At 56.1% G+C, this 19,457-nt stretch carries 20 protein-coding genes; 13 read left to right on the plus strand and 7 right to left on the minus strand.

Translation table 11 applies throughout. The features are described 5' to 3' along the window. Positions 1-137: 137 nt before the first annotated feature. The gene (locus HEQ18_RS05950; protein ID WP_432815896.1) at positions 138-1,043 is read right to left on the minus strand and encodes a DUF808 domain-containing protein; all 906 of its coding nucleotides are present in this window, start codon (positions 1,041-1,043) and stop codon (positions 138-140) included. Between the two features lie 57 nt (positions 1,044-1,100). Continuing rightward, positions 1,101-1,301, minus strand: coding sequence for a hypothetical protein (locus tag HEQ18_RS05955; protein ID WP_432815897.1), 201 nt, complete (start codon positions 1,299-1,301; stop codon positions 1,101-1,103). On the opposite strand from HEQ18_RS05955, the gene secE reads away from it, so the two are divergent. The 7 genes from secE (at position 1,295) to HEQ18_RS05990 (ending at position 7,355) form a co-directional block, all read left to right on the plus strand. Next, a complete protein-coding gene (secE, locus tag HEQ18_RS05960; protein ID WP_296199998.1) occupies positions 1,295-1,495 on the plus strand; it encodes a preprotein translocase subunit SecE in 201 nt (66 codons plus the stop codon). The genes HEQ18_RS05955 and secE overlap by 7 nt on opposite strands. Positions 1,496-1,551: 56 nt before the next feature. Then, positions 1,552-2,088, plus strand: a complete 537-nt coding sequence (gene nusG, locus HEQ18_RS05965; RefSeq protein ID WP_432815898.1) for a transcription termination/antitermination protein NusG — start codon at positions 1,552-1,554, stop codon at positions 2,086-2,088. A gap of 372 nt (positions 2,089-2,460) precedes the next feature. Then, the gene (gene rplK, locus HEQ18_RS05970) at positions 2,461-2,892 is read left to right on the plus strand and encodes a 50S ribosomal protein L11 (protein ID WP_296199996.1); all 432 of its coding nucleotides are present in this window, start codon (positions 2,461-2,463) and stop codon (positions 2,890-2,892) included. A gap of 4 nt (positions 2,893-2,896) precedes the next feature. After that, a complete protein-coding gene (rplA, locus tag HEQ18_RS05975; RefSeq protein ID WP_397605131.1) occupies positions 2,897-3,592 on the plus strand; it encodes a 50S ribosomal protein L1 in 696 nt (231 codons plus the stop codon). Between the two features lie 502 nt (positions 3,593-4,094). Then, entirely contained in the window at positions 4,095-5,306 is a 1,212-nt protein-coding gene (locus HEQ18_RS05980; RefSeq protein WP_432815899.1) for a DNA cytosine methyltransferase, read from the plus strand. Next, the gene (locus HEQ18_RS05985) at positions 5,293-6,216 is read left to right on the plus strand and encodes a XamI family restriction endonuclease (protein WP_432815900.1); all 924 of its coding nucleotides are present in this window, start codon (positions 5,293-5,295) and stop codon (positions 6,214-6,216) included. The genes HEQ18_RS05980 and HEQ18_RS05985 overlap by 14 nt, the downstream gene beginning before the upstream one ends. Positions 6,217-6,434: 218 nt before the next feature. Continuing rightward, positions 6,435-7,355, plus strand: a complete 921-nt coding sequence (locus HEQ18_RS05990) for a hypothetical protein (RefSeq protein ID WP_432815901.1) — start codon at positions 6,435-6,437, stop codon at positions 7,353-7,355. A 128-nt stretch (positions 7,356-7,483) separates the two neighbouring features. Here HEQ18_RS05990 and HEQ18_RS05995 read toward each other — a convergent pair whose 3' ends face one another. Beyond that, positions 7,484-8,707 carry an IS256 family transposase gene (locus tag HEQ18_RS05995; protein WP_432815902.1) on the minus strand — a complete coding sequence of 408 codons (1,224 nt, stop codon included), beginning with the start codon at positions 8,705-8,707 and terminating at the stop codon, positions 7,484-7,486. A gap of 449 nt (positions 8,708-9,156) precedes the next feature. Between HEQ18_RS05995 and rplJ the strand changes: the two genes are divergently transcribed. The 3 genes from rplJ (at position 9,157) to HEQ18_RS06010 (ending at position 10,810) form a co-directional block, all read left to right on the plus strand. Beyond that, positions 9,157-9,672, plus strand: a complete 516-nt coding sequence (rplJ, locus tag HEQ18_RS06000; protein WP_432815903.1) for a 50S ribosomal protein L10 — start codon at positions 9,157-9,159, stop codon at positions 9,670-9,672. A gap of 74 nt (positions 9,673-9,746) precedes the next feature. Then, positions 9,747-10,118 carry a 50S ribosomal protein L7/L12 gene (rplL, locus tag HEQ18_RS06005; RefSeq protein ID WP_125229774.1) on the plus strand — a complete coding sequence of 124 codons (372 nt, stop codon included), beginning with the start codon at positions 9,747-9,749 and terminating at the stop codon, positions 10,116-10,118. Between the two features lie 155 nt (positions 10,119-10,273). Beyond that, a complete protein-coding gene (locus tag HEQ18_RS06010; RefSeq protein WP_397605126.1) occupies positions 10,274-10,810 on the plus strand; it encodes an adenine phosphoribosyltransferase in 537 nt (178 codons plus the stop codon). Positions 10,811-10,819: 9 nt separating this feature from the next. Here the strand turns inward: HEQ18_RS06010 and HEQ18_RS06015 are convergent, their stop codons facing one another. The 4 genes from HEQ18_RS06015 to HEQ18_RS06030 form a co-directional block, all read right to left on the minus strand. Beyond that, complete coding sequence (locus HEQ18_RS06015) at positions 10,820-11,521, minus strand: class I SAM-dependent methyltransferase (protein WP_432815904.1); 702 nt, start codon at positions 11,519-11,521, stop codon at positions 10,820-10,822. A gap of 51 nt (positions 11,522-11,572) precedes the next feature. After that, the gene (locus HEQ18_RS06020; protein ID WP_397605124.1) at positions 11,573-12,037 is read right to left on the minus strand and encodes an acyl-CoA thioesterase; all 465 of its coding nucleotides are present in this window, start codon (positions 12,035-12,037) and stop codon (positions 11,573-11,575) included. 1 nt (position 12,038) lies between these two features. Continuing rightward, on the minus strand, positions 12,039-13,250 hold the full coding sequence (locus HEQ18_RS06025; protein ID WP_432815905.1) for an LL-diaminopimelate aminotransferase: 1,212 nt from the start codon (positions 13,248-13,250) through the stop codon (positions 12,039-12,041). A gap of 88 nt (positions 13,251-13,338) precedes the next feature. Then, positions 13,339-15,165, minus strand: coding sequence for a DEAD/DEAH box helicase (locus HEQ18_RS06030; protein WP_432815906.1), 1,827 nt, complete (start codon positions 15,163-15,165; stop codon positions 13,339-13,341). Positions 15,166-15,264: 99 nt separating this feature from the next. On the opposite strand from HEQ18_RS06030, the gene HEQ18_RS06035 reads away from it, so the two are divergent. From HEQ18_RS06035 to HEQ18_RS06045, 3 genes are all read left to right on the plus strand, one after another. After that, positions 15,265-16,905, plus strand: coding sequence for a PHA/PHB synthase family protein (locus HEQ18_RS06035; RefSeq protein WP_432815907.1), 1,641 nt, complete (start codon positions 15,265-15,267; stop codon positions 16,903-16,905). A 62-nt stretch (positions 16,906-16,967) separates the two neighbouring features. Continuing rightward, the gene (locus HEQ18_RS06040; protein ID WP_397605121.1) at positions 16,968-18,161 is read left to right on the plus strand and encodes an acyl-CoA dehydrogenase family protein; all 1,194 of its coding nucleotides are present in this window, start codon (positions 16,968-16,970) and stop codon (positions 18,159-18,161) included. Positions 18,162-18,295: 134 nt separating this feature from the next. Next, a complete protein-coding gene (locus HEQ18_RS06045; protein WP_432815908.1) occupies positions 18,296-19,435 on the plus strand; it encodes an acyl-CoA dehydrogenase family protein in 1,140 nt (379 codons plus the stop codon). Positions 19,436-19,457: the final 22 nt, after the last annotated feature.

Genomic DNA, 19,457 nt, shown 5'->3' on the forward strand with positions numbered 1-19,457 from the left:
TCACACAAAGCCGCAAAGCCGCAAAGAAGAAGAGAAGGAAATTGTCTTTTTCCTTTCCTTCGCGCCTTTGCATCTTTGCGTGATAAAAACATGAGCGCAACGCAGCCCCCCACGCCCACCGCAATCTGGCTACACCCTCAACCCGCCTTGCGCTTGGCAACCTGATGGTACACCAACACAATCACCGCGCCGATGGCGAGGCCGACGACGCCGCTCATCGCCGCATCGGCGACCCAGGCCAGCGCCCCTTCATATAGGCCCAAAAACTCTGCGGGGTGGATGCCAAAGCCGTGGACGATGATCTGCCCACCTACCCACAGCATTGCCGCGGTGCCGATGGTCGACAGGGCAGCGAGCAATTTGGGCATGCCTTTTACAAGCGCGCGGCCAATGGCTTGCGAACCGGCGTTTTCGCGCCCGGCCAACTTCAATCCGATATCGTCCATTTTCACGATCAGGCCAACGACGCCATAGACCCCGATGGTGACGACGATGGCGACAAAGGCCAATGTCCCTGCCTCCAGCCAGATCGATGTTTCGGCAAGGCCTTTCACTTCATTAAGGGCAATCGCCATGATTTCGGCGGACAGGATGAAATCGGTGCGGACCGCGCCCTTGACCATCGCGGCTTCATGTTCGGTGCTGGTCAGCTCCGCAAGCTCCTCGATTAGGCTCACCTCTTCATGCGGGGAGATTTTTTCCCACACCTTCTCTGCGCCTTCGAAACATAAATAGGCCCCGCCCAGCATCAATATCGGCGTTATCGCGGATGGCAAAAACAGGCTTAGCAACAAAGCGACGGGCAAGATGATCACCAGCTTGTTGAAAAACGACCCCTTGGCAATGCGCCAGATGATCGGCAATTCGCGGTCAGGGGTAAATCCAGTGACATATTGCGGCGTCACCGCCGTATCGTCGATAACAACCCCCGCCGCCTTGCTGCCTGCCTTACCCGCTGCGGCCGCAACATCATCAACGGACGCCGCCGCCACTTTTGTAATTGTGGCGATATCGTCGAGTAAAGCAGCAAGACCGGAGGGCATGTGAGGTGGTTCCTTGGCAAGGGTAAGCATGAGGGGATAACCAAAACCTGCGATAATTCAAGGCTGTTCCATATCGCACATGCTGCCAATGCGCTTTCCCATGCCCCCTTGCCCAGTTTTGTTTGCCATCTTGCGTTGCGGCGAATCCATCGCTACAGACTTGGTCTTTCCGAAATAGGAACCTATATCGCTCTCGACCCGCCGGTCGGAGCGCTGGCGGCTATCCTCGGGATCGAACAGGAAGAAACGATATGGCAAAGAATAGCCCCGGTGAATTCATCCGTCAGGTACGGACCGAAATCGGCAAGGTCGTATGGCCCTCGCGCCAGGAAACCGTGCAGACCGCGATCATGGTGTTGATCATGACGATCATCCTTGCCATCTTCTTTTTAGGCGTCGACGCGGTGTTTGCCGCAATCGTAAAGGGGCTGCTGGCGCTGGCCGAAGGCTAAGCGCAGACTCTCGTTGGAGTTTTGGGGCGATAGAGTTTTGGGGAAGTAATGATATTATGGCACGCTGGTACATCATTCACGCTTATTCGGGCTTTGAAAACAAGGTCCGCGACCAGATTCTGGCCGAGGCAGAGCGCATTGGCCTCACGCAATTGGTCGAAGCCATAGAGGTTCCCACCGAACAGATCACCGAAGTGCGGCGCGGCAAGAAGATCAAGGCCGAGCGCAAATTCTTCCCCGGCTATGTTCTGGCAAAGCTGAACATGAATGACGACGTCTATCACTTGGTCAAGAACACGCCAAAGGTCACCGGATTTTTGGGCGCGGGTAGCAAGCCGCAGCCGATCACCGAGGCCGAAGCCGCCCGCATCCTCAACACCAAGCAAGAACTTGAAGCTGCGCCCAAGAAGCGCGTTTCGGTCGACTATGAAATTGGCGATCAGGTCAAGGTGCTTGGCGGACCATTTGCAAGCTTCAACGGCTTGGTCGAAGAACTCGACTTCGACAAAAACCGCGTGAAGGTATCGGTCAGCATCTTCGGCCGCGCAACCCCGGTCGAGCTGGATTTCGAAGAAGTCGAATTGATGAAGTGACGGTCCCCCGACCGTCACCCTCCCCGACCGTCGCCCCCCAACCGTCACCCTGAACTTGTTTGTGCTCTGCACGCCTGCGGCTCCAGGGTCCATTTATCAACCTAAAACTTCGGTCTGCGTGGCACGATGGATGCTGAACCAAGTTCAGCATGACGTTAGGAAAAGCGCGCCGTTTTATTCCCGTCGTCCCAGGGTGACGAGCGTGTTGATTTACGTGTCGACTTAGACTAATTGCCCTCCTCTCCTGATGAGAATCAGAAGAACCCGTGCGGGAGGAAGTCGCCAATGCAATTTGGGGACGACCGTTTGACCGCTTAATTTGACCCGCTGTCGCTAAAGCTTTGGCGGGGAAAGAATGAAAGGACGCCATATATGGCAAAGAAAATTGACGGCTATATCGGCCTGCAAGTCGCTGCAGGTTCGGCCACACCATCCCCGCCAATCGGCCCTGCTTTGGGTCAGCGCGGCGTGAACATCATGGAATTCTGCAAGCAGTTCAATGCGGCGACCGCCGACATCGAAAAAGGCACGCCGATTCCAACCAAAATCACCGTTTTTGCCGACAAAAGCTTTACCTTCATCATGAAGGCACCGCCTGCGACCTTTTTGATTAAAAAGGTTTTGGGTTTGAAGGCCGGTTCGAAAGAGCCAGGCAAGCTGTCGGCTGGTAAAATTACCCGCAAGCAACTGGAAGAAGTCGCGACCCTGAAAATGGCCGACCTCAACGCGAACGACATGGACGCGGCCGTAAAAATCATCGCAGGCTCGGCTATCGCCATGGGTCTCGAAGTCGTGGAGGGTTAAGAACATGGCCAAGCTAACCAAAAAAGCAAAGTCGCTCGCGCATCTCGATGCGGACAAGTTATACGGCGTGGATGAAGCGTTGAAGACCATCAAGGAACTGGCGACCGCCAAGTTCGACGAAACGATTGAAGTCGCGTTGAACTTGGGCGTTGACCCGCGTCATGCCGACCAAATGGTCCGCGGCATGGTTTCCTTGCCTGCTGGCACCGGTAAGGACATGAAGGTTGCCGTGTTCGCACGTGGCGACAAGGCGACAGCGGCGACCGCTGCTGGTGCGGACAAGGTCGGCGCGGAAGACCTGATGGAAGATATGCTGGCTGGCAATCTCGATTATGACCGCGTTATCGCAACGCCGGACATGATGGGCATCGTTGGCCGCTTGGGTAAGACCTTGGGTCCAAAGGGCCTGATGCCAAACCCAAAGCTGGGCACGGTTACGATGGACGTTGCCGAAGCCGTGAAGGCGGCAAAGGCCGGTCAGGTTGAATTCCGCGTTGAAAAGCAAGGCATCATCCACAGCGGCATCGGCAAGAAAAGCTTCTCCGATTCCGACCTGCGCAAGAATTTCGACGCTTTGGTCGACGCAGTCGTCAAGAGCAAGCCAAGCGGATCAAAGGGCAAATATGTCCGCCGCGTGGCGATCAGCTCGTCCATGGGCCCAGGCCTCAAGATCGATCTGACAGACGTCGCCGGCGCGTAACGCGCTGCGCAATATGCACAAAAAGGGGCTGGAGGGAAACCTTCGGCCCTTTTTGTTTGGGCAGCACACACGCCACCCACTGCACCAGATATCGCCGCGACGTCGATGCCCTCCCTTGCGTCACCCCCTGACCGTCACCCCCGACCGTCACCCTGAACTTGGTTCAGGGTCCATTTATCAGCCTAAAACTTCGGTCTGCGTGGCACGATGGATGCTGAACCAAGTTGTGCTCTGCACGCCTTCGGCTCCAGCATGACGTTGGGGGAAACATGCGCACTTGTTCCCGTCGCCCCAGCGTAGGCTGGGCCTATCCCGTCTATCAGCCAAGCGCAGTGTTAGCCTGCAAGGCGCGATAGGCTCCAGCCCTTTTTTCTTGATGTTCTTTTTTTGTTCCTATATATAATAGAATTGCTGCTTCGGCTAAAAGGTTGCGAACCAAAATCATAGGATTGCCCTAGCGGCCATTTAGCTTTATTCGAATTTCGATAAGGGGCAGAAAACTGTGCGAAAAATCGGCTTTGTTTCACTGTTTTCAGGCGCGGGTGGCCTTGACATCGGCTTGGAATCCGCAGGATTGTCCTGTCGTTACGCCGCAGATATCGACCAAGCAGCATATCAAACATTATTGTTGAATAAACAGCGGCAGACGGGACATCTTGCGAACGCGGTGATTGAGAATGCAGATGTTTCCGAAACGACCGGAGCGCACATTCTTGATGTAATCGGCGTGAAACGAGGCCAAATCCCACTGCTGGTTGGCGGCCCACCTTGCCAATCTTGGAGCAGCGCCGGTCACCAAAAGGGCTGGCTTGATCCTCGTGGCCGCTTGTTTGATGATTTTGTGAGGCTCGCTGGCGAATTAGATGTCCGCTGGCTGATGTTCGAAAACGTCCGAGGCCTTTTAACCGCACGGGGCCCTGATGGCGTGCCGGGATCGGCCCTCGCACTCATTCGCAACAAACTATTGAAAGCTGGCTTTCAAACGCAGGTAGCATTATTGAACTCAGCCGATTTCGGAATTCCTCAGCGCAGAGTTAGGCTTGTAGTTTTTGGATATAGGTTTGGTGATCATTTGGCATTCCCTGACCCTAGTCATAACAAGCAAGGTTGCCTAACACCTTGGGTACCGATGGCAGAAGCATTGGCCTCGGTTGGGAAGCTCTCGCCCGATGAGATAATCCGTCCAAATGACAATCTGTTCGAACAGCTAAGCCAGTTACATCCGGGGACAGGTGTCAAAAGTCCCGGTAAGGCCGAGGCGACACGTCCGGGCGGGCATTGGGGCTATAAGCAAGGTGCGTTCATTGCAGACACTGCTCTTCCAGCACGAACGGTTACCGCCAATCAGCAGCAGGATTGGGTTATTGATCCGGTCAACGGAATTAGACGTCTGTGTCCACGCGAATGTTCAGCTTTACAGACATTTCCGTCAGATTGGGTGTTGGCGGGCAAACGTGCGGACCAGTATCGGTTGATCGGAAACGCTGTTCCGCCGTTATTGGCGCAGAAAATTGGCACGGCATTGCATAGTCACATCCTAAATTCTTGGGACCAAGGCCGTGCTTCGTTAGATGTGCTTGTGCCGCTAGCGCCGAAACTTCAAGCCGCCATTCAATATACCGCGAAAGAGGAAAGGCGGAACGGCCCTTCAAGACGGGCAGCGCCAAATAGGCGTCTGTTGCCAATATCGGAAAATTTGCTTGCCAACGCTTAGCCCAACCCAATTGCTAGAATTGCACGACAAACTAAGAATAGAGGCACGTCGGCTCTACGAAGATGGTCTAAACCCCGTTGATCAAAACGCCGATTGGCGTCAGGCGCTCACAGAGGCACGGATGATGATATCAGAAGCGCTTCGGGCGTCTGATTTTCTTTTTGATGTATCCGGTGCGCTACAACAATCCGGTCGGCACATGCTGGTGTTCCGGTTCCTTATGGCTCCGCCCGTTAGTCAGGACCAGTTTAAGCTAATCTGCAGTGACTGGCCAAAGAGCACCGAAAAAACCGGCGCTGCAGTCAAGGCTGAAAAGGCGGATATTGTCACTTCGACATTTCAAAGCTGGCTGGCGCTGCGGCTCGCACCATGGCTTCGAACCAAGCGGCGACCAGCGATGCGGGAACTAAATTCACTGTTGAAGGCTGTCGCTCCGCTGATCGCGTCCCAAAGGGTGGCAACCGCGCGTCGCAACCGACTTGCACATATTCAAGAGGTCTCACTTATCGAAAAATTGGAGTCAAATGGGTGGCAGCTTTTGCCGACACGGACAATCGATCAGCAAGGAGCTCTATTGCCGCACCAATTCATGCACAAAGCTCGGTTTGCCAGCGGACTAACAGGCCGTGCCGAAGTCGATATCGCGTTGGGTTTGAAGGAGGGTGTTGTTCTCGCCATGGAATGCAAGGTAACGAACGACGAAACGAACTCGGTTAAACGCATCAATGATGTGCTTAAAAAAGCCGAGGCATGGAGAAGCCATTGGGGCAATTTTGTCCAACCTGCCGCATTGCTGGAAGGGGTAATAAAGTTCGGCGACGTAAAACGGCTGCTCGATGGAAATGTAGCAGTGTTTTGGTCGCACCGGTTAGATCTGTTTGAAGATTGGCTAACCCAACGGATGTCATGACAACCAACTATTACCTCCCAGTCATAGAGCTTTCGAGAGTTTCGTCATAATTCCGAATCCGGCTTTCTTAACATCGCGCTAGGTTCACGCCAGGCTTTTTCGAAGCATGCGCCGCCCAATCGCTCCCCCACCCCACCCACCCCCCATCCCTAAAAACCCCTTTCCTACAACCTATATGGTGATTTATAATTCATATTTTATCCAATAAAGGAAAGATCATGAACAACGAATGGCTGCAAATACAGGCGAACAACGGCGTGTGTGAGATTGGAGATCAGGTGGAGCACGACGCGCATATGATCGAAATCCGCAATGATTATCGCTGGACCCCGCAGTGCCAGCGCGCTTTTTTGGAGGCGCTGGCCTTTGGCGGTAGCGTCCTGCGCGCGGCGAAGCACGTGGGTAAGTCGCCGCGCTCGGCCTATGGTTTGCGCTTTCGGCGGGACGGCGCGGCTTTTGCTTTGGGCTGGGACGCGGCGATTTTGGTGTCGCGTTATGCCTTGCAGGACATGCTCATGGACCGTGCGGTGAACGGCTATGAGGAAATTTCGACCAAGCAAGACGATGGCACAACATTGCGCGGGCGGTTTGACAACCGGTTGAGCAAGGGCCTGCTTGACCGGCTGGACCGTTTGGCCGACGCGCAGGCGGTGCGGGGCAGCCGGAACGCGCATATACAATGTGTCGTGCAGGATTTTGAAAGCTTCCTCGACCTGATCGAAAATGGCGGCACGGGGGCGCAGGCCGCATTGTTTTGCGCCGCGCGTGACGATGGCCGCGCCGCAGACGTCTCGGGCGCGCCCAAACCTGCAAATGGGTGTGAACTTGTCAGGATTTCCGCCAGTGACAGGGCCGTGCCAGACATTCTGGACGAAGAACCTGCGGTCGCCGTCGGCCGGCTGGGCGTGTGGTTTGACGACGATGCATGTGCATGGCGGACCAATTATCCCAGGCCCGATGGACGAGACGCCCATTTGGTGACCGAAATCGGCTTTTTTGGCGATGTGGATTATGAACGCACGCTCACCTTGACCGAAGAGGCCGCGCATCTGGAGGCGTTGCAGCGCAAGCGACAGCCCTGGATCGACGCGGCCATCACGGCGCGCGATGCCTGGTTCGGCGAGAAGATGGCGGCGTGAGGGTGCCCTTCGCTCTCCCTCCCCATCGACTTGCGATGGGGAGGTGGCGCGCTGGAGCGAAGCGGAAGTGTGACGGAGGGGCCTCGGGGCCCTGTCATTAATTTCGTGTGTGGGCGGGCGGTTGAACATTATGCCGCCATGGCTTTGATGAACCGTTCGCCGAATATTACGGCGAACTGGGCCTTTGCCATGGTCCACTCACGTGGTGGCATCTTCCACTCTTTTTCCGATCGGTTCAAGATCAGATAAAGCAGTTTGGTTGCAGCCTCGTCGCTGGGGAAGTGCCCTCTGGCTCTGACCGCCCGCCGCAGCTTTGAGTTCAGCGCTTCGATGGCATTGGTGATGTAGATGATCCGGCGCACTTCCTCGGGGAAGGCGAAGAACGGAATGACCTCAGCCCATGCCCGCCGCCAACTTTGGCCGATGGCGGGGTAACGCATGCCCCATTCGCTGGTCTCGAAGGCGGTGAGTGCCTCTTCGGCGGCTTTGGCATCGACGGCGCGGTAAATGCTCTTCAGTGCGGTTGCCAGCGGCTTTCGGTCTTTCCAGGACACAAAGTCCATAGAGTTGCGCAGCAGATGCACGATACAGGTCTGAACCACAGCTTCGGGGAACACGGCGGTGATGGCGTCGGGGAAGCCTTTGAGGCCGTCGACCACGGCCAGCATGATATCATCGACGCCCCGGTTCTTGAGTTCGTTCATGACGCGAAGCCAGAACTTGGCCCCTTCATTCTGCTCGATCCACAGCCCCAGAACCTCCTTGCGACCGTCAGCGCGGACGCCAAGGGCAATGTGGATCGCCTTGCTGCGGACCATGCCTTCGTCGCGGATTTTGACACGGATGGCGTCGAAGAACACCAGCGGATAGGCCGGATCAAGCGGGCGCTGCTGCCAGGCGGCAACCTCATCCAATATCGCGTCGGTGACGGTCGATATCAGGTCAGGCGATACGTCTATGGCATAAAGCTCGCGCAGATGCCCGGTGATCTCGCGCGTGCTCATGCCGCGCGCATACATTGAGATAATCTTATCGTCAAAGCCGGGAAAGCGGCGCTGATACTTGGCGATCAGCTGCGGATCGAAGCTGCCGGAACGGTCCCGCGGCACGTCGATATCGATCTTGCCGGTATCGGTAATCACGGTCTTGCGGCCATAGCCATTGCGGCTGTTGCCTGCCTGATCGTCGCTGCCCAGATGATAATCCATCTCAGCACCCAGCGCACGTTCGGCCAACGCCTTCTTCAAAGAATCAAGCAATCCGCCCTGATCCAATGCAGAAGCAGCATCCGTGCCAGCCAAAAGACGATCCAATAACTCAGCCGGGATCACAGGCTCTTTGCGTCGTGACATAGTAGGTCTCCTTCTTACCCATTATGCCCGCCCACACACGAAATTAATGACAGGGCCGGGCCTCGGACGTCAAAGGCCCCTCCACCCTTCGCTGCGCGAACGGTCCCCCTCCCCATCGCAAGTCGATGGGGAGGATACAGCCGCACGACCCCTTGACTCCGCCCCCAACCCTGCTAGTGGCACCCGTGTTCGGTGGAGCGACGGCTTCACCGGCAACCGTCCGAGACAGTTGGTGATGGGAATTTGCCCATCTTAATGTCCAGCCTAGACGGGGATAGAGATTTCAGGATTGGCTTTGCCATCCTTCGCCATTGCTCCGACACTCTGTCGTGTGCGTTCGGCATGAAACTTCCCCACGGACCAAGTCAGCGAAAGTGCCCATCCGGGTACTTCGCTTTTCGTGTTGGGCTTGCCCGGTTCGCCGGGACGGCCCGAATAAGGAGTAATGCATGAACCGTTCTGAAAAGACCGAAACAGTTGCATCGCTGAACGCCACTTTTAATGCAGCGGCGGTTGTTGTTGTTACCCGTAACCTCGGGTTGACAGTTGCACAATCGACCGACCTTCGTTTGAAGATGCGTGATGCGGGCGCAAGCTATAAGGTTGCCAAGAACCGTCTTGCCAAAATCGCCCTTGAGGGAACGTCTTATGGTGCGTTAGCAGAATTGCTAACCGGACCTACGGCGCTCGCCACATCGTCGGACCCGGTCGCCGCTGCAAAGATTGCGGTCGAGTTCGCCAAGACCAATGACAAATTAGAAATTGTCGGCGGTGCGATTGGTGACACTTTCCTCGATGTAAACGGTGTAAAGGCGCTGGCTTCCTTGCCATCGCTCGATCAACTGCGTGCGACGATTGTCGGGCTTGTACAAGCACCGGCAACGAAGATCGCGCAATTGACGACCGCACCGGCTGCGAAATTGGCACGCGTTTTTGGTGCCTATGCTGACCAAAAGGCAGCGTAACTTTTTACATGAAACCGGCTGCGTCCATTTGGGCGAGCCCTACAGATATGACAGAAAATCGGAGTGTTATTTAAATGGCTGATATTGAAAAGCTTGTAGACCAACTTTCGGCGTTGACCGTTCTTGAAGCGGCTGACCTTGCAAAGGCTTTGGAAGAAAAGTGGGGCGTAAGCGCCGCTGCTGCTGTTGCTGTTGCTGGCCCTGCTGCCGCTGCTGCACCTGCTGCTGAAGAGCAGACTGAATTTGACGTTATCCTGACCGGCGACGGCGGAAACAAGATTGCCGTCATCAAGGAAGTCCGCGCGATCACCAACCTCGGTCTGACTGAAGCAAAGGCTCTTGTTGAGTCCGCGCCAAAGGCGATCAAGGAAGGCGTGAACAAGGCAGAAGCCGAAGACATCAAGGCGAAGATCCTTGCTGCTGGTGGAACCGTCGAACTGAAGTGACGCCAACGGCGGCATCCTGAACTTGGTTCAGGATCCATGCCATGGAAAAAATGGGCGGCCTAGATATGGGCCGCCCTTTTTTGTTGCCAAAGGCGCACATCATCACTTCACCGGATTTCCTTGAAAACATGGCCCACAACAGGCAGTCATGCGAGATGAACGATAACGCAGACCTCGCGGCACTGATCCGCAACATTCCGGATTACCCGAAGCCGGGGATCATGTTCCGCGACGTGTCGAGCTTGCTGCTTGATGCTGGCGGATATCGCATGACGATGGACCGGCTCGCGGCCTTGGTCGATCCGGATACTAAGCTGGTTGCCGGGATTGAGGCGCGCGGGTTCATCGTCGCGTCGGCGCTGGCTTATATCCTTGGCTTAGGGCAATTGATGCTGCGTAAGCCGGGTAAGTTGCCCGGTGACAAAATCGGCACCGATTATACGTTGGAATATGGCACCGACCGCATCGAAATGCATGTCGGCCATGTCCAGCCGGACCAAAAAGTGCTGTTGGTCGATGATCTGATTGCCACAGGCGGCACGGCCTTGGCCGGCGTTGACCTTATCAGGCAAGGCGGGGGCAAGGTCGAACAAGCCTTGTTCATCGTCGATTTACCAGACCTTGGCGGCGCACAAAAATTGCGGGCGCAAAATATCCGCGTGGACGCACTCATCGGCTTTGACGGCGATTAGGCCGTGAACTTATGATTGCGGATAGCGGCTGGCGCAGGTCCGTATCGCCGATGGTTCGGGCCGCGCACCGCTGACTTCAAACCGGGCGATATAGCCGCCAAGTTTCAACTGCTCGGTAAAGCCAGTCAGGCGGTAGCCAACCGCGTCAAATTCACAGAATAACAGCTTTGGCGGTATGCCGTGCCGGTCCGTAGCCCGGTCACGGTCGACAACAATCACTTGCCCGCCCTTTGCCAGCGCCGGCCGCATCCGCCAGAGGAAGGCGTAAGGCTGTTCAATCTCATGATACATATGCACCATGAAAATCCGGTCAAAACTGTTCTGTGGCAGGCGGGGGTCGTCGACCGCGCCTTCCTTGATCGCGACATTGTCGAGTTGCTCGCGGGTCACGCGTTCGCCTAAACGATCCAGCGCGCCGCGGTTAATATCCTGCGCCAAGACGCGGCCGTTGCGGCCCACGCGCTCGGCAAGGCGGATGGTGTAATAGCCTTCGCCTGCGCCAATGTCGGCGACGGTGGTCCCCAACTGAATGCCTGCCCAATCCATGACATAACTGGCTTCGCCCGCTTCGTCCCGCGCTGCTTCGGTCGAAAATTCGGTGTCGCCAATGGCAGATACCGTGCGGTCAGGGCGGGGGAATTCCGGTGCAGTTGCGCTTTGTCCGCCACCTGCGCTTTCGGTGCAGCCGCCCAACAGCGACAGCCCAAGCATGAGGGCTGCTAACTTATGGGGTATGACGTTCCGTCGCATCGCTGCCGCGCCTCAGGCTTCGGCCAATGCAGGCGGCGCTAGAGCCGCTTGGCTATCAAAGATGGTGAAAACGTCCTTCACCCAATCGGGCAGAGGGATGGGACGATGCACATCAAGGTCCACATGCACGCTCACTAAATCCACCGTTGCACGCAAATCATCGGTACCATCTTCGGTGAGGCCATGAATTTCAACCATCTGCGTCATGCTTGTGCGCCCCGTGGCGATGGTCCGCGCCATGACTTCAATCATCTCATCGGGCTTGATCGGTGCAAACCATGTCACGGTGGCTTTCTTCACATGAAATTCCATCGGCGCATTATCGGCATAGTCCCGAAACTTCACCGCGCGCCAATATTCGGTGATCGCGACATCGGCATAATCGAGATAGCGGGCGTTGAAAACAACGCCTTGCGCATCGGTTTCCGACCAGCGCACGCGCAAGCTATGATGGAAAGCAAAGTCCCCGCGCGCCATGTCAAATCGCCTTGGACTGCGCCGGGGTGTTCACACCCATGGATTGCAAATAGCGTTTCACATTGCGCGCAGCCTGTCGCAACCGATGTTCGTTTTCGACCATCGCAATGCGGACATAGCCTTCGCCATCTTCACCATAGCCAACGCCGGGCGCGACCGCGACCTTCGCCTCGGTCAGCAACTGCTTGGAAAATTCAAGGCTGCCCAAATGCGCGAGCGCGGGCGGCAAGGGTGCCCATGCAAACATTGACGCCTTAGGCGGCGGAATATCCCAACCTGCGCGCCCGAACGCCTCGACAAGGATATCGCGGCGCTTGTGGTACAACTGACGGTTCTGCGCAACAATGTCCTGCGGACCATTGAGCGCGGCGCAGGCTGCTGCCTGAATCGGTGTGAAGGCACCATAATCCAGATAGCTTTTCACGCGGGTCATCGCCGCAATCAAATCGCGATTGCCCACGGCAAAACCAACGCGCCATCCGGCCATGGAATAAGTTTTGGACAAGGACGTAAATTCAACGGCAACATCCTTACCGCCCTTGACCTGCAAAATCGACGGTGTCGGGTTGCCGTCAAAATACAGTTCGGAATAGGCAAGATCGGACAATATCCAGACCTTATTCTCCTTCGCCCATGCGACCAGCCGTTCGTAAAACGCCAGATCAACGGTCTCAGCGGTCGGATTTGACGGATAGTTTACCACCAATATCGACGGACGCGGCACGGTGAAGGCCATGGCACGCTCAAGCGAGCGGAAGTAATTTTCGTCGGGCGTGGTTGGCACCGAACGGATCGTCGCGCCGGCAATGATGAACCCAAAAGTGTGTATGGGGTAGCTTGGGTTCGGTGCCAGAACAACGTCGCCCGGCGCAGTGATAGCGGTGGCTAGGCTTGCCAGGCCTTCTTTAGAACCCATCGTCACGACAACTTCATGCTCGGGATCAAGTTCTACCCCGAAACGCCGCCCATAATAATTCGCCTGTGCTTTGCGAAGCCCTGGAATACCCTTGGACGCGGAATAGCCGTGCGCATCGGGCTTTTGCGCCACTTCGCACAGTTTTTCGATCACATGCTGCGGTGGCGGCAAGTCTGGATTGCCCATACCGAGATCGATTATATCCTCGCCCGCGCCACGCGCCGCCGCACGCATCGCATTGACTTCAGCGATGACATAAGGCGGCAGGCGCTTCATGCGGTAGAATTCTTCGGACATTGGCTCCCGTTTCCGGTTAGTTAATTACAGAACCGCCCTCATGCGCGAACTTTTCGTGCATTTCCAGAAAAAGCTATTGGCGCGCAGATTAACGCGGCCGATTGCCCTTTGCCTTGTGCTTTACACCATGCTTCGATGGAGGTGGACCATCCTTGCGGAACGGACGTGCGCCATCGCGGTTTGCACCACCGCCACGTGGCCCGTCTCCGCGGAAGTTACCGCCACGTGGCGGACCGTCGCCGCGCGGGCTGACGCCCAGTTGTGCACGCTGTGGACGGTTGCCATCGCGGCCCATTCGCTTGTTTTCGCGCGCCGCTTCCCGCGGCGGGCCATTGGCCTGCACGATTTCGACGTCATTGTCTTCGTCGTGCCCCGGTTGCGCAATGGCTTTGGTGAACTTGGCCACAGCAGCCGCCGCAATGCCGACATGGGTTTCATTCGCGGCAATACGAATGGCGCCAATGTCGTTCTTGGTCACGCCGCCACGACGGCACAATAATGGCAATATCCATTTGGGGTCAGCATTGTTGCGGCGACCAACATTCAGTTTGAACCAGACGGAATCGTCGAATCCTGCACGATGGTCGTCGCGTGGCCGTTCACGGCTGCCGTCATCCAGCAGGTCTTCGGCTTGCGGCATCTTGGCACGATGCACGCGCACCAAAGCGGCCGCGATGTCTTCTGCAGACATGGTCTCAAGTAATTTTGCACCCAGAGCGCGATCTTCGTCCTCAACCTCAACTGGGGTCAAAAGCGTTTCAAGCAGACGATCATGGTCCTTGGCGCGGATATCTGCTGCGGTTGGCACCTTTATCCAATCCGCCTCGATCTTTGCACCGCGCAGCATGGATTCAACGCGCTTGCGGCGCTGATACGGCACGATCAAAACGGCGGTACCCTTGCGACCAGCACGACCAGTCCGTCCCGACCTATGCTGAAGCCCTTCTGCATCCCGTGGCAGTTCGACATGCACAACCAACGATAGGTTCGGCAAATCGATCCCGCGTGCGGCAACATCGGTTGCTACGCAAACGCGCGCCCGCTGGTCACGCAAGGCCTGAAGCGCCTGGTTCCGCTCGGACTGCGAATGCTCGCCCGACAAGGCAACGACGTTAAAGCCGCGTTCGGTCAGACTGGCGTGCAAGCGGCGAACATTTTCGCGCGTCGCGCAGAACAGGATAGCCGTTTCCGCCTCATGCAAACGCAGCAGGTTAACGACGGCGTTTTCGATGTCCGGTGGGGCGACCGTGACCACTTGATAGCTGATGTCACCATGGCCGCGATCTTCGCCAACGGTCGAGATCCGCAAAGCATCGCGCTGATACCGTTTTGCCAGCGAAACAATCGGTTTCGGCATGGTGGCAGAGAACAGCAATGTCCGCCGCCCCTCTGGCGTAGCGTTCAATATTTCCTCAAGCTCTTCGCGAAAGCCCATGTCGAGCATTTCGTCCGCTTCATCCAAGATCGCGACTTTCAACGCCGACAGGTCAAGCGCGCCGCGCTCCAAATGGTCGCGCAGCCGTCCGGGGGTGCCGACAACGATCTGCGCGCCTTGGTTTAAAGTGCGCCGTTCTTTCGAGGCATCCATGCCGCCAACGCAGGTCGCAATACGCACGCCTGCTTTACCATAAAGCCACATCAATTCACGACTCACCTGCAAAGCAAGCTCGCGGGTCGGGGCGATGATGAGCGCAGCAGGCTCACGTGCGAGGCTAACTAACCCGCCATCAAGGATTTGGGGTGCCATAGCAAGGCCAAAGGCCACGGTCTTGCCCGAGCCGGTTTGTGCCGACACGACCAAATCGCGTCCTACGGCTTCCTCTGCAATAACAGCGTCCTGAACAGGGGTGAGCGTAGTATATCCACGCGCGGTGAGCGCTTCATCGAGAAGCGGGGGAATATTTTCAAATGTCATTATAGCGCGCCATTGCGCTCTTTTTTACGTAATGTCCATGCTGCGCCGCACAACAAAACAATCTTCGACAATTTCATTTGCTTTGATATGCCTGTCCATATGACCGACTCATCCGAAATCCCGCCCTTTATGGACCCCACACAGTTTATGAAGTTGTTTGAGCAAAACGCCGTTGCAACGACCGACCCGTTAAAGGCCTATCGCGCGGCGTTGGATGCCTGGGGCACGGTATTGGAACCGCTGGCCAAAGCTGGCCGGGACAAGATCGATACGACAGACCGCCGTTTTGCCGCGCCGCAATGGGAACATCCGGTATTCGACTTGGTCCGTCAAAGCTATCAGGTCATGTCCGAATATATGTTGGCAGCAGCGGATCAATTGGACGGCTTACCCGAACATGATAAAGCAAAAATGGGATTTGCCCTGCGCAGCGTCATTGAGGCCATGAGCCCGGCAAATTCGCCCTTTACCAATCCGGTTGCATTGGAACGCGCCTTGGAGTCCAAGGGCGCGAGCCTGATGTCCGGTATGCAGCACCTGATGCAGGACATGCAGCGCGGGCAGTTGACCCATACCGATTCAAGCGCGTTTACCCTTGGCGAAAACATCGCGGCAACGCCGGGCAAGGTTGTGCACCAAACGCCTTTGTACCAGCTCATCCAATATGACCCGACAACCGAAAATGTGCTGGAAACGCCGCTCATCATTTTTCCGCCGTGGATCAACCGCTTTTATATTCTCGATCTGACGACGGAAAAAAGCTTCATCAAATACTGCGTGGACCAAGGCATCACGGTTTTTGTCGTATCTTGGAAATCTGCAGACGCTTCGATGAAGAACGTCATCTGGGACGATTATATCGCGGCGCAGATCGACGCGATTGATACCGTGCGCAGCGCCCTTGATGTGCCAGATGTCCATACGATTGGCTATTGTGTTGCAGGCACGACCTTGGCGGCAACGCTTGCGATCCTCGCGGCAACCGACGCCGCCGACAAGGTGCGCAGCGCGACATTTTTCACCGCGCAGGTAGATTTCAGCACAGGTGGCGAACTGCTGCATTTTATTGACGATCAACAAATTGCGATGATGGAGGCGCTAAGTGCACCGCAGGGTTATTTGGATGGCCGTTTCCTTGCACTGACCTTCAACATGCTGCGCGGTAAGGATTTGATATGGTCCACCGTCGTCAAAAATTATCTGCTGGGTGAAGACTATCCTGCGTTCGATTTGCTGCATTGGAATGGTGACGTCACCAACCTGCCGGCCAAGTGGCACCGCAACTATCTCGTCGACCTCTATCGCGATAACCGGCTCGTGAAGCCAAATGATTTGTCGGCACTCGGCACCCCAATTGACCTGCGCCGTGTGAAAACGCCGATATATATCCAGGCCGGCCGCGAGGATCATATTGCGCCAGCCCAGAGCGTCTGGAAATTGCAGGAGCATTTCACTGGTCCGACCAAATTCGTGTTGGCGGGCAGTGGCCATATTGCGGGTGTGGTCAATCCGCCTGCGCAAATGAAATACCAATATTGGACCAATGATGCCGCGCCGACCTCGCTTGAGGCATTCATTGAAGGTGCCACGGAGACCAAGGGAAGCTGGTGGCCCGATTGGCTCGTCTGGCTAACAGACAAGGACGACGCACGCGTTCCGGCAACCGGGCCGCGCCTACCCGGCCAAGGCGCTCTGAAGGCGCTTGAATCGGCTCCAGGCAGCTATGTGAAGGCGCGATGAGATTCAATTGACGTTTACGTAAACGTCGACTACTTCAGATTTAGCTTTTTAGGAGAATCGTGATGCAACTCGAATTCAGCCCCGCAGAAATCGCCTTTCAGAAGGAAGTGCGTAGTTTCATCGCCGAAAATTATCCCGAGAATCTCCGTTCGGTGCAGGACGAAGGGCATGATCTTTCGAAGGAAGATTTCCTGTCATGGCATCGCATTCTCGCCAAAAAGGGCTGGATCGCGCCTGCTTGGCCCGTAGAATATGGCGGCACTGGCTGGACCGCGACCGAGCGTTTCATCTGGTCCGAGGAACTCGCTGCAGCAGACTGCGTGGGCACAATGCCCTTCGGCCTGTCGATGGTCGGCCCAGTCATCTACACATTTGGCACGCCTGAGCAGAAAGCCAAGTTCCTTCCCGGTATTTTGTCGGGCGATGACTGGTGGTGTCAGGGATATTCCGAACCCGGCGCTGGTTCCGACCTTGCATCTTTGCGCACAAAGGCCGTTCGTGACGGCGACGATTATGTCGTGAATGGCCAGAAAACTTGGACCACAATGGCGCAACATGCCGACTGGGGCTTCTTCCTTGTCCGCACCGATTCCGATGCCAAGGCACAAGAAGGCATCAGCTTTTTGTTAATTGACATGAAGTCTCCCGGCGTGACCGTCCGCCCAATCATCACCTTGGGCGGCGAGCATGAAGTCAACGAAGTATGGTTGGAAGACGTGCGCGTACCCGTTGCAAACCGCGTTTATGAAGAAAATAAAGGCTGGACCTGTGCCAAGTTCCTATTGGCGCACGAACGCACCGGCATTGCTGCCGTTGCCCGTTCAAAGCGCGGCGTTGAAAAGATCAAGGCGATTGCCCGCACTGAACAAGACGGCGACCGCCCGTTGATTGCCAATCCATTCTTCAAGCGCAAGATTTCTGAACTTGAAATTGACCTCACTGCTCTTGAATTCACCGAATTGCGCAGCCTTGCCGGCGAAGCATCTGGCAAGGGTCCCGGCCCTGAATCGAGCTTGTTGAAAATCAAGGGTTCGGAAATCCAGCAACGCATTACCGAACTCGCGCTCGAAGCGGTCGGCCATTATGGCGCGCCATATTTCCGTGGCTTTGGCGAAGGCGACAATGAACACCCGATCGGTCCAGATTATGCACACCGCGCTGCACCGACCTATTTCAACACCCGCAAGACGACGATTTACGGTGGATCGAATGAGATCCAGCGCAACATCATCGCCAAGATGGTATTGGGAATTTAATCCCGCTTGGAAACAATAACTGTGTCACCCCGACCCGCTCGGGGTCCATGGTCTGAACCTTTGTCCAAACATGATGGTCAGGCCATGGATTCCCGCTTTCGCGGGAATGACAAAAAAATTGAGAGAGGCCTATAATGGATTTCAGCTACACCGAAACGCAGGACATGATCCGCGAAACCCTAAGCCGTTTTTTGGCGGACACGTATGATTTCGATAGCCGCAGCAAGATGATTTCCAGCAGCACGGGACGTGACCCCGGCATATGGAAAGCTTTGGCGCAAGATCTCGGCATGCTGGGTGCCTCGTTCAGCGAAGACCAGGGCGGCCTGGGTGGTGGTCATCTCGAAAATGCTTTGATCATGGAAGAGCTTGGCAAGGTCATCGCGATTGAGCCTTATCTCCAGACCGTCGTTCTGGGCGGTGGCGCGTTGAAGGCGGTCGGCGGCGCAGTTGCGGATGCCGTCATCCCAGAAATTATCAATGGCAATGTCATCATCGCCTTTGCCTATGCTGAACCACAGGGCCGCTACAACCTCGCCAATATCCGCACGGCCGCAAAGAAGGACGGCGCAGGCTATGTGTTGAACGGCCATAAAAGCGTCGTATACGCCGCGCCATGGGCAACGCATTTGCTCGTCACCGCGCGCACGGGCGGCGCGACCAGCGATGTCAACGGCGTGTCCTTGTTCCTGATTGACGCCAACGCAAAGGGCATTGTGCGCCGCGATTACCCGACTGTTGACGGGTTTCAAGCATCCGAAATCTATTTCGAGAACGCGGCAATCCCTGCGGACGCGTTATTGGGTGACGAAGGCGCGGGCCTACCGCTTATTGAACGCATCGTTGATGAAGCAACCGTTGCAGTTTGCGCAGAATCCTGCGGCGTGACGGCCAAGCTGCATCAGGGCACGTTGGAATATGCCCGTCAACGCAACCAGTTCGGCCAGCCGATCTCGCGCTTCCAAGTGCTTCAGCATCGCATGGTCGACATGTTCATGGAAGTTGAGCAATCAAAGTCCATGACCACGATGGCGACGCTAAAGCTCGATCTGCCAGCGGCGGAACGTATGGCCGCAGTATCGGCATGCAAGGCGAAGGTGTCGCGTTCCGCAAAGTTTGTCGGGCAGAACGCCATTCAAACGCATGGCGGTATTGGCATCACCCAAGAACTGGCCATTGGCCATTTCTTTAAGCGGGCAACGATGATCGAAAACCAATTTGGGTCCGCGGATCACCATTATGATCGCTTTGAACGGCTGACACTGGCGGATTAAGCCGCCCGAAGATAGCTATTGT

The sequence above is a fragment of the Sphingorhabdus sp. genome (genome assembly GCF_050921905.1).
In the GTDB taxonomy this organism is placed as follows: domain Bacteria; phylum Pseudomonadota; class Alphaproteobacteria; order Sphingomonadales; family Sphingomonadaceae; genus Sphingorhabdus_B.

Coding starts and splice junctions, on each gene's coding strand:
- HEQ18_RS05950 (WP_432815896.1), bottom strand. CDS start 1,043: ATGCCCTCCGGTCTTGCTGCTTTACTCGACGATATCGCCACAATTACA.
- secE (WP_296199998.1), top strand. CDS start 1,295: ATGGCAAAGAATAGCCCCGGTGAATTCATCCGTCAGGTACGGACCGAA.
- nusG (WP_432815898.1), top strand. CDS start 1,552: ATGGCACGCTGGTACATCATTCACGCTTATTCGGGCTTTGAAAACAAG.
- rplK (WP_296199996.1), top strand. CDS start 2,461: ATGGCAAAGAAAATTGACGGCTATATCGGCCTGCAAGTCGCTGCAGGT.
- rplA (WP_397605131.1), top strand. CDS start 2,897: ATGGCCAAGCTAACCAAAAAAGCAAAGTCGCTCGCGCATCTCGATGCG.
- HEQ18_RS05990 (WP_432815901.1), top strand. CDS start 6,435: ATGAACAACGAATGGCTGCAAATACAGGCGAACAACGGCGTGTGTGAG.
- HEQ18_RS05995 (WP_432815902.1), bottom strand. CDS start 8,707: ATGTCACGACGCAAAGAGCCTGTGATCCCGGCTGAGTTATTGGATCGT.
- rplJ (WP_432815903.1), top strand. CDS start 9,157: ATGAACCGTTCTGAAAAGACCGAAACAGTTGCATCGCTGAACGCCACT.
- rplL (WP_125229774.1), top strand. CDS start 9,747: ATGGCTGATATTGAAAAGCTTGTAGACCAACTTTCGGCGTTGACCGTT.
- HEQ18_RS06010 (WP_397605126.1), top strand. CDS start 10,274: ATGAACGATAACGCAGACCTCGCGGCACTGATCCGCAACATTCCGGAT.
- HEQ18_RS06015 (WP_432815904.1), bottom strand. CDS start 11,521: ATGCTTGGGCTGTCGCTGTTGGGCGGCTGCACCGAAAGCGCAGGTGGC.
- HEQ18_RS06020 (WP_397605124.1), bottom strand. CDS start 12,037: ATGGCGCGCGGGGACTTTGCTTTCCATCATAGCTTGCGCGTGCGCTGG.
- HEQ18_RS06025 (WP_432815905.1), bottom strand. CDS start 13,250: ATGTCCGAAGAATTCTACCGCATGAAGCGCCTGCCGCCTTATGTCATC.
- HEQ18_RS06030 (WP_432815906.1), bottom strand. CDS start 15,165: ATGACATTTGAAAATATTCCCCCGCTTCTCGATGAAGCGCTCACCGCG.
- HEQ18_RS06035 (WP_432815907.1), top strand. CDS start 15,265: ATGACCGACTCATCCGAAATCCCGCCCTTTATGGACCCCACACAGTTT.
- HEQ18_RS06040 (WP_397605121.1), top strand. CDS start 16,968: ATGCAACTCGAATTCAGCCCCGCAGAAATCGCCTTTCAGAAGGAAGTG.
- HEQ18_RS06045 (WP_432815908.1), top strand. CDS start 18,296: ATGGATTTCAGCTACACCGAAACGCAGGACATGATCCGCGAAACCCTA.